7 protein-coding genes and 2 pseudogenes are annotated in these 7,729 nt (G+C 62.4%); 7 read left to right on the top strand and 2 right to left on the bottom strand.

The features are described from left to right. From M0954_RS02735 to M0954_RS02760, 6 genes and pseudogenes are all read left to right on the top strand, one after another. A pseudogene (locus M0954_RS02735) lies at positions 1–78 on the top strand (hydrolase); the annotation flags it as partial. Between the two features lie 28 nt (positions 79–106). After that, positions 107–1,429: a UxaA family hydrolase gene (locus tag M0954_RS02740; RefSeq protein WP_122159398.1), complete on the top strand. Its 1,323-nt coding sequence runs from the start codon at positions 107–109 to the stop codon at positions 1,427–1,429. A gap of 189 nt (positions 1,430–1,618) precedes the next feature. Continuing rightward, a complete protein-coding gene (locus tag M0954_RS02745; protein WP_122157578.1) occupies positions 1,619–2,659 on the top strand; it encodes an aldo/keto reductase in 1,041 nt (346 codons plus the stop codon). 6 nt (positions 2,660–2,665) lie between these two features. Next, complete coding sequence (locus tag M0954_RS02750; RefSeq protein ID WP_123386802.1) at positions 2,666–3,496, top strand: amidohydrolase; 831 nt, start codon at positions 2,666–2,668, stop codon at positions 3,494–3,496. 58 nt (positions 3,497–3,554) lie between these two features. Further along, positions 3,555–4,298, top strand: coding sequence for an SDR family oxidoreductase (locus M0954_RS02755; RefSeq protein WP_122157580.1), 744 nt, complete (start codon positions 3,555–3,557; stop codon positions 4,296–4,298). A 46-nt stretch (positions 4,299–4,344) separates the two neighbouring features. Next, positions 4,345–5,193: an ureidoglycolate lyase gene (locus M0954_RS02760; RefSeq protein WP_133893781.1), complete on the top strand. Its 849-nt coding sequence runs from the start codon at positions 4,345–4,347 to the stop codon at positions 5,191–5,193. Positions 5,194–5,197: 4 nt separating this feature from the next. Here M0954_RS02760 and M0954_RS02765 read toward each other — a convergent pair whose 3' ends face one another. Next, a complete protein-coding gene (locus tag M0954_RS02765; RefSeq protein ID WP_122157582.1) occupies positions 5,198–5,632 on the bottom strand; it encodes a PaaI family thioesterase in 435 nt (144 codons plus the stop codon). Between the two features lie 248 nt (positions 5,633–5,880). Here M0954_RS02765 and M0954_RS02770 point away from each other — a divergent pair, with 248 nt between their 5' ends. Next, positions 5,881–7,500 carry a methyl-accepting chemotaxis protein gene (locus M0954_RS02770; protein ID WP_297351521.1) on the top strand — a complete coding sequence of 540 codons (1,620 nt, stop codon included), beginning with the start codon at positions 5,881–5,883 and terminating at the stop codon, positions 7,498–7,500. Between the two features lie 35 nt (positions 7,501–7,535). On the opposite strand, the pseudogene M0954_RS02775 reads toward M0954_RS02770, so the two are convergent. Beyond that, positions 7,536–7,729: pseudogene (locus M0954_RS02775) on the bottom strand (N-acylglucosamine 2-epimerase); the annotation flags it as partial.

Consider the following 7,729-nt stretch of genomic DNA (forward strand, 5'->3'; position numbering starts at 1 on the left):
CTTCATACTCATAACCTCGAAAGCGACTACCTGCCGACGTACACGCACGATGCAGGCCACGAATTCGTGCATCATTGATGCGGTGCAATACCGCGCTGGAACGATCATGACCGACACTTCCGAAGCAACGATCTCCCCGGCCGCCAGCACGCAGCCGATGCTGCAAGGCTATTTGCGCAGCGACGGCCGTAAGGGCATCCGCAATGTCGTTGCGGTCGCGTATCTCGTCGAGTGCGCACATCACGTGGCGCGGGAAATCGTCACACAGTTTCGCGAGCCGCTCGATGCGTTTGACGATCCCACCGCCGAGCGTGAGCCGGCCGTTCATCTGATCGGTTTTCCCGGCTGCTATCCGAATAGCTATGCGGAAAAGATGCTCAAGCAGCTCACCACGCATCCGAATGTGGGCGCGGTGCTGTTTGTGTCCCTCGGTTGCGAGAGCATGAACAAGCACTACCTCGTGGACGTGGTGCGCGAGAGCGGCCGCCCGGTGGAAGTGCTCACGATCCAGGAAAAGGGCGGCACCCGCAGCACGATCCAGTATGGCATGGACTGGGTACGCGATGCGCGCAAACAACTGGCGGCGCAACAACGCGTCCCGATGGCGCTCAGTGAACTGGTGGTCGGCACGATCTGCGGCGGCTCGGATGGCACCAGCGGCATCACGGCAAATCCCGCCGTGGGCCGCGCGTTCGATCATCTGATCGAGGCCGGTTCGAGTTGTATCTTCGAAGAAACCGGCGAGCTGGTGGGCTGCGAGTTCCATATGAAAACCCGCGCGGCGCGGCCGGAACTGGGTGATGAAATCGTCGCGTGTGTGGCAAAGGCCGCGCGCTATTACTCGATTCTCGGCCACGGCAGTTTTGCGGTGGGCAATGCAGACGGCGGCCTGACCACGCAGGAAGAGAAGTCGCTTGGCGCGTATGCGAAGAGTGGGGCATCGCCGATTGTCGGCATCATCAAACCGGGCGATGTTCCGCCGACCGGTGGGCTGTATCTGCTCGACGTGGTACCGGATGGCGAGCCGCGCTTTGGCTTTCCCAACATTAGCGACAATGCGGAGATCGGCGAACTGATCGCTTGTGGAGCGCATGTGATCCTGTTCACGACTGGACGCGGCTCGGTGGTCGGCTCGGCTATTTCGCCGGTCATCAAGGTGTGCGCGAATCCGGCTACCTATCGAAATCTCGCGGGTGACATGGATGTCGACGCCGGCCGGATTCTCGAAGGCCGCGGCACGTTGGAAGAAGTCGGCCGCGAAGTGTTTGAGCAGACGGTGGCGGTGGCGCAAGGTGTAGCATCGAAGTCCGAAACGCTTGGGCACCAGGAGTTTATCCTGACGTACAAGACGTTCGAGCCGGTTGGACCGGCGTGTTTGCCGTCGAGCGCGGCGTCTACGCAGCGAGTCGTCGAGATCGCTTCGCATTGATTGGCGCGGGGTGGCTGAACGCACAGCGTCGCAGCAAGACGACGCGGGTCATGGCATGAACAGCACAACCACGTTGCATGGGATCAGAGTGGCGCACTAAAGTGCGAACTCTGGCCGACCGCGATAAAACTGCATGGGGCCCGAGTAAGCGCTGAAGCGCTTACTCGGGCCGACAATGGAGACATCTGCATGACAGCAGCGATTGATTCAAACGTCGTAAAGCGCCGCCGGATCGGCCGGCGCGATTTGCAGGTGAGCGGGCTCGGTCTGGGCACTGCGCCGCTCGGAGGTCTATACCACGATCTGACGGAAGAGCAGGCGCTCGCCACGGTTGCCGCAGCGTGGGATGCGGGCGTGCGCTTCTTCGATACCGCGCCGCATTACGGCCATACGAAAGCCGAGCACCGATTGGGCGATGCACTGCGCCGCTACCCGCGCGACCAGTATGTGCTCTCCACCAAGGCCGGTCGGCGCTTTGTGCCGCGCACAACACCGTATGACGGCAGCGAAGGTTGGCAAGACCCGCTGCCGTTCGAGGCGATCTTCGATTACACCCACGACAGCATCCTGCGTTCGTTCGAGGACAGCCAGCAGCGGCTGGGCATCGTCGAGATCGACATCCTGCTGATTCATGATATCGGCCGCGTCACACACGGCGATAAAAATCCGGTCTACTGGAAGCAACTGACGGAGGGCGGCGGCTTTCGCGCGCTCGATGAATTGCGCTCGGCGGGGGTGGTCAAGGCTGTTGGCCTTGGTGTCAACGAAGGCGCGGCGGTTCTCGAGATGATGGCGGATTTCGACATCGACTGCGCGCTGTTGGCGGGCCGCTATACGTTGCTGGAGCAGGCCACGCTCGACGACCTGTTGCCCGCCTGCGAGGCGCGCGGCGTAAGTATCCTGTTAGGCGGGGCATTCAACTCGGGCATTCTGGCTCGTGGTGTTCAAGGGGATCTGAAGTTCAACTATGGCGCGGCGCCCAAAGAAGTGATCGAACGCGTGGCCCGGCTTGAAGCCGTATGTCGCGCGCACGATGTACCTTTGGCCGCGGCAGCGCTGCAGTTTCCCTATGCTCACCCGGCCGTCGCAACGGTGCTGACCGGCGCGCGCAGTGTCGAAGAATTGCGCGAGAACGTCGCCTCGTTCGATCGCCCGATTCCTGCTGAATTGTGGACGGCATTGCGCGACGAGGGTCTGCTGGATCCTCGGGCGGCGGTGCCCAAGGACTGACTAACGATGCACATCGATGCCCACCAGCACTACTGGGATCCGGCACGCGGCGATTACGGCTGGCTGACTCCGGATCTGGAATCGCTGTACCGGACTTTCGGGCCGGAGGATCTCGCCCCGCTGCGTGAGCGCGCCGATGTGCAGCGTACGGTTGTCGTCCAGGCGGCGCCCACGATTGAAGAGACCCGTTACCTGCTCGATCTCGCGCGCAACGAGGCGTCGATTGCGGGTGTGGTCGGCTGGGTGCCGATGTTGTCGAACGATGCGCCCGCCCTGATCGCCGAACTCGCACGTGACGCCAAATTCAAGGGTATCCGGCCGATGCTGCAGGATCTCGCCGACGACAACTGGATCGCCAACCCCGACCTCGCCCCCGCCGTCGAAGCGCTGATTGCACACGACCTCGCGTTCGATGCGCTGATTTTTACGCGCCATGTGGAGGCCCTCGAAACCTTCGCCACGCGTTTCCCCAAGCTGCGCATCGTGGTCGATCACGGCGCCAAGCCGCCGATTCGCGACGGCCAAACCGGCTGGCAAAGCTGGGCTGACGGCATCACCCGTCTCGCTAGCCTGCCGCATCTCCATTGCAAGCTCTCCGGGCTCGCGACTGAGGCCTCGTCCGGCTGGACGGAGGCGACGTTGCAATCCTACGTCGGCCATCTGCTGAAGTCATTTGGCCCGACGCGTCTAATGTGGGGCAGCGATTGGCCGGTGCTCAACCTGAACGGTGATTACCTGCTATGGCATTCGGTAGCGAATACGTTGCTCGCTGAACTATCCGACGCGGAACGCGAAGCGGTGTTCGGCGCGAACGCGACGGCGTTCTACCGTCTGTGAAAATCGTGGCAATCTACCCCGTATAAAACTTCGCAAGCCATTTCAACTGGAGCCGTAGATGACACAAAGACTGGCCGGGAAGACGGCCCTGATTACTGCCGCCGGACAAGGTATCGGTCTCGCCACCGCCGAACTCTTCGCCAGCGAGGGGGCGCGTGTGATCGCCACCGATATCCGTATCGATTCGCTCGCCGGCAAGCCGGTCGAAGCGCGCAAGCTCGACGTGCTCGACAAGGCCGCAATCGCCGCGCTGGCCGCCGAAATCGGTCCCATCGATGTGCTGTTCAACTGCGCAGGCTACGTCCACGCCGGATCGATCATCGAGGCGACGGAAGAAGATTGGGACTTCGCGTTCAACCTGAACGCTAAGGCGATGTACCACACCATTCGCGCGTTCCTGCCGGGAATGCTGGAAAAGGGCGGCGGTTCGATCATCAATATGTCGTCGGCCGCGTCGAGTGTGAAGGGCGTGCCGAACCGCTTCGTGTACGGCGCGTCGAAAGCGGCCGTGATCGGTTTGACGAAGGCCGTCGCTGCAGACTTCGTCACACGTGGTGTACGCTGTAACGCGATCTGCCCGGGCACGGTGGCTTCGCCGTCGCTCGAACAGCGGATTGCGGCACAGGCGCAGGCGCAAGGCGCCACCGTCGACGCGGTGCAGGCGGCGTTCGTCGCCCGCCAGCCGATGGGCCGCGTCGGCAAGACCGAAGAGATCGCGGCGCTGGCGCTGTATCTGGCCTCCGACGAGTCGGGGTTCACCACCGGCCAGGCGCACGTGATCGACGGCGGCTGGTCGAACTAGCCTGCTTTTTTCACTGAACACTCTGGATAGATAGGGACGTGCAACGATGAAACTGCTTCGTTATGGGCCGAAAGGCCAGGAAAAACCCGGCTTGCTCGACGCGCAAGGCAAGATCCGCGATCTGTCGAAGGTGGTGGCCGACATCAATGGCGACACGCTCACGGACGCCGGTCTCGCTCAACTGCGCAAGCTCGACCCGGCATCGTTGCCGGTGGTCGAAGGCAATCCGCGCCTCGGGCCGTGCGTCGGCCGGATCGGCAAGTTCATCTGTATCGGCCTGAATTACGCCGATCACGCGGCGGAGTCGAATCTGCCGGTGCCGACCGAGCCGGTCGTGTTCAACAAGTGGAATAGCGCGGTCAGCGGCCCGAACGACGACGTCGAGATTCCGCGCGGCTCGAAGAAGACCGACTGGGAAGTCGAACTCGGCGTGGTGATCGGCAAGCCCGCCAAGTACATCGACGAAGCGAACGCGCTCGACTACGTAGCCGGCTATTGCGTGATCAACGACGTCTCCGAGCGCGAATGGCAGATCGAACGCGGCGGTACGTGGGATAAGGGCAAGGGCTTTGACACGTTCGGTCCGATCGGCCCGTGGGTCGTGACACGCGATGAAGTGGCAGATCCGCAGAACCTGAACCTGTGGCTCGAAGTGGATGGCCACCGCTATCAGAACGGCTCGACCAAGACGATGGTGTTCACCGTCGCGAAGCTGGTGTCGTATCTGTCGCAGTGCATGAGCCTGCAACCGGGCGACGTGATCTCGACCGGCACGCCGCCGGGCGTCGGAATGGGCGTCAAGCCGAACCCGACTTACCTGAAGCCGGGTCAGACGATTCGTCTCGGCATCGAAGGCCTGGGCGAGCAGCAGCAGAAGACGTACGCAGCAGAGTAATCGCTCAAGGCGACGGCACCGTGTCCCCGCCGTCGCCGATCCGGTTGATCGTCCCCTGCGCGACGGCGACGAGCCGCTCGCGATCGCCGTCCATCACAAAGATATTGCACTGACAGGTCGCCTGATGCCGCCCGGCGTAGACGACTTGCGCCCGCGCGACCAGCATGCCGTTCATCGCGGGCCGCAGATAGTTGATCTTGTACTCGCCCGTGACGACCCGCGGTCCGAGCGCAAGCGCTCCGGCGAACGTGAGCGCATTGTCCGCCAGGTAACTGATCACGCCACCGTGAACGAAGCCGTGTTGTTGCCGCAGCTCGTCGCGAATCGGCAGGCATAGCGTCAGCTCGTTGGTGCTGGTATGCATTAGCTCGGCGCCGAGGAGCACGCTGAACGGCTGGGCATGGAGTGCGCCGCGTGCCCGGTCCAGTAGATCTGTCATTGTCGAATCCTTCGGGGCGATGCCCGTGGTGGCGTCCCTACCCACTCTAGGAAGCCCGTACGCGCCGCGTCAAGGTGAATCGCAAAAATGGCACGCGGATTATTGTGTAAATCAATGTCAATAGAACGATTGCGTCATGAATCAGCGTGCAAGACAGTCTTTCACCGGGTTTTGCTCAAGAGAACGTTTGCGTTGCCGTAAACAGCGTCGTAGTTCTCCCGTCATTCAATGCAATTCAGGTGTTCACGATGTTTAGCAAGATCAAGGTCGCATCCGGCCTGCTGTGTGTTTTGGCCGCTTTCTGCCTGCTGCAACTGGTGACGGAGGGTTTGGGGTTCTGGTCGTTGACGCGCACCCACGACGACGTTGGCGAGCTATCGAATGTCGCGTTGAATCAGGTCGACGCGGTGAATCGCACCACCCAGGCGCTGATGGACGCGCGTATCAACCTGTCGCGCGCCAGCACGCGGATGGTGAAGGGCAACGCCGAACCGGCCGACATCGTGCAGCACGCCCGCGACCAACTGGTGGCGGCAGACCAGTCGTTCACCTCTTTTACGAACGCCACCAAGACGAGCGACGAAAACAGCGCTCGCGCCGCCGCGCTCACTGACCGTTATCAGAAGTATCACTCGGCGCTGGTCGAACTGACGCAGGATCTCGACTCAGGCAACATCCAGGCTTTCCTCGATCAGCCGACGCAATCTTTCCAGGACGCCTATCTAGCCGAGCTGCATACCTTCGTAGAGTTCGCTGACGCCGCGAACCGGGCTTCGCTCGAGTCGATCGACAGCCGTCTTGCGTTGTTCCGCGGTGTTGGCGCGGCGATCCTGCTGTTGCTGTTGGCGGGTACGGTGGCGGTGTACCTGGCGCTCAGGCGCGGCGTGGTTGCGCCGCTCGAAGAGGCGGGCCGCCATTTCGACCGGATTGCGCAGGGCCGGCTCGATCAGGCGATAGGCGCGCGTGGCACCAACGAAATCGGCCGTCTGTTTTCAGGGCTGGCGAGGATGCAGGCAAGCGTGGCTCGCACGGTGAAGACGGTGCGTGAATCGGCTGACTCAATTCACCTCGGTGCTAACGAAATTGCCACGGGCAATGCGGATTTGTCTGCGCGCACCGAGAGTCAGGCGGCTTCGCTCGAAGAAACCGCCTCGAGTATGGAAGAACTGACTGCGACCGTGCGGCAGAATGCCGATCACGCGCGCGAAGCGAATGCGCTGGCGCAGACCGCGTTGGACGCCACTTCGCGCGGCAGCGAGGTCGTGAATCAGGTGGTCGACAAGATGCGCGGGATCGCGCAGAGTTCGGACAAGATTGCGGAAATCATTTCGGTGATCGACGGCATCGCGTTCCAGACTAACATCCTCGCGTTGAACGCTGCGGTCGAAGCGGCGCGCGCGGGCGAGCAAGGACGCGGCTTTGCGGTGGTGGCCGGCGAAGTACGCGGCCTCGCGCAGCGCAGCGCGCAATCGGCCAAGGAGATCAAGACGCTGATCAGCGAGTCGGTCACGGAGATCAAGGGCGGCTCGACGCTCGTCGAGCATGCGGGCGGCGCGATGCGTAACGTCTCGGAGTCGATCTCACGCGTCACGCAGATGATGGCTGAGATCAGTGCTTCGTCGCTTGAGCAGAGCACTGGCATCGAGCAGGTCAACCAGGCCGTCGTGCAGATGGACGAAATGACGCAACAGAACGCGGCGCTCGTCGAACAAGCCGCCGCGGCCGCGCCCTCGTTGCATCAGCAGACGCAGCAGTTGAAGGCGGCGGTGTCGGTGTTCGAGATTTCCGATGTCGTCCTAAGGACGCAGCGGTTCGGCGCGTTGCGCGACGAGCACGAGCGGGAGTTTTCGTTCGGTGCGGCGGTTTAGGCAGACTTAGCCAGGCTTACCCAGGTGTAGCCACGTCAGGCCGGCAACGCCGCATACGCGGTGGCGAGATGGTAAGGCGTCGTCGACGGCATGTCCGAGCGCGAAACCTCGCCTGTAGCCGTTTTGCACTCGTACCATCCCTGCGGATGCAGAAAGCGTTGCTGGAAATGCGCGATCTGCCTTGGCAAGACGGCGCGCGCGGCCTCGTCATTGCGTGTAGCCAGAGCGC

Origin of the sequence: Paraburkholderia sp., assembly GCF_026225065.1 — a bacterium.
Taxonomy (GTDB): domain Bacteria; phylum Pseudomonadota; class Gammaproteobacteria; order Burkholderiales; family Burkholderiaceae; genus Paraburkholderia.

What these genes read in the sequence shown, in the direction of transcription:
- M0954_RS02740 (WP_122159398.1), top strand. Translation starts at nt 107, where the DNA reads ATGACCGACACTTCCGAAGCAACGATCTCCCCGGCCGCCAGCACGCAG.
- M0954_RS02745 (WP_122157578.1), top strand. Translation starts at nt 1,619, where the DNA reads ATGACAGCAGCGATTGATTCAAACGTCGTAAAGCGCCGCCGGATCGGC.
- M0954_RS02750 (WP_123386802.1), top strand. Translation starts at nt 2,666, where the DNA reads ATGCACATCGATGCCCACCAGCACTACTGGGATCCGGCACGCGGCGAT.
- M0954_RS02755 (WP_122157580.1), top strand. Translation starts at nt 3,555, where the DNA reads ATGACACAAAGACTGGCCGGGAAGACGGCCCTGATTACTGCCGCCGGA.
- M0954_RS02760 (WP_133893781.1), top strand. Translation starts at nt 4,345, where the DNA reads ATGAAACTGCTTCGTTATGGGCCGAAAGGCCAGGAAAAACCCGGCTTG.
- M0954_RS02765 (WP_122157582.1), bottom strand. Translation starts at nt 5,632, where the DNA reads ATGACAGATCTACTGGACCGGGCACGCGGCGCACTCCATGCCCAGCCG.
- M0954_RS02770 (WP_297351521.1), top strand. Translation starts at nt 5,881, where the DNA reads ATGTTTAGCAAGATCAAGGTCGCATCCGGCCTGCTGTGTGTTTTGGCC.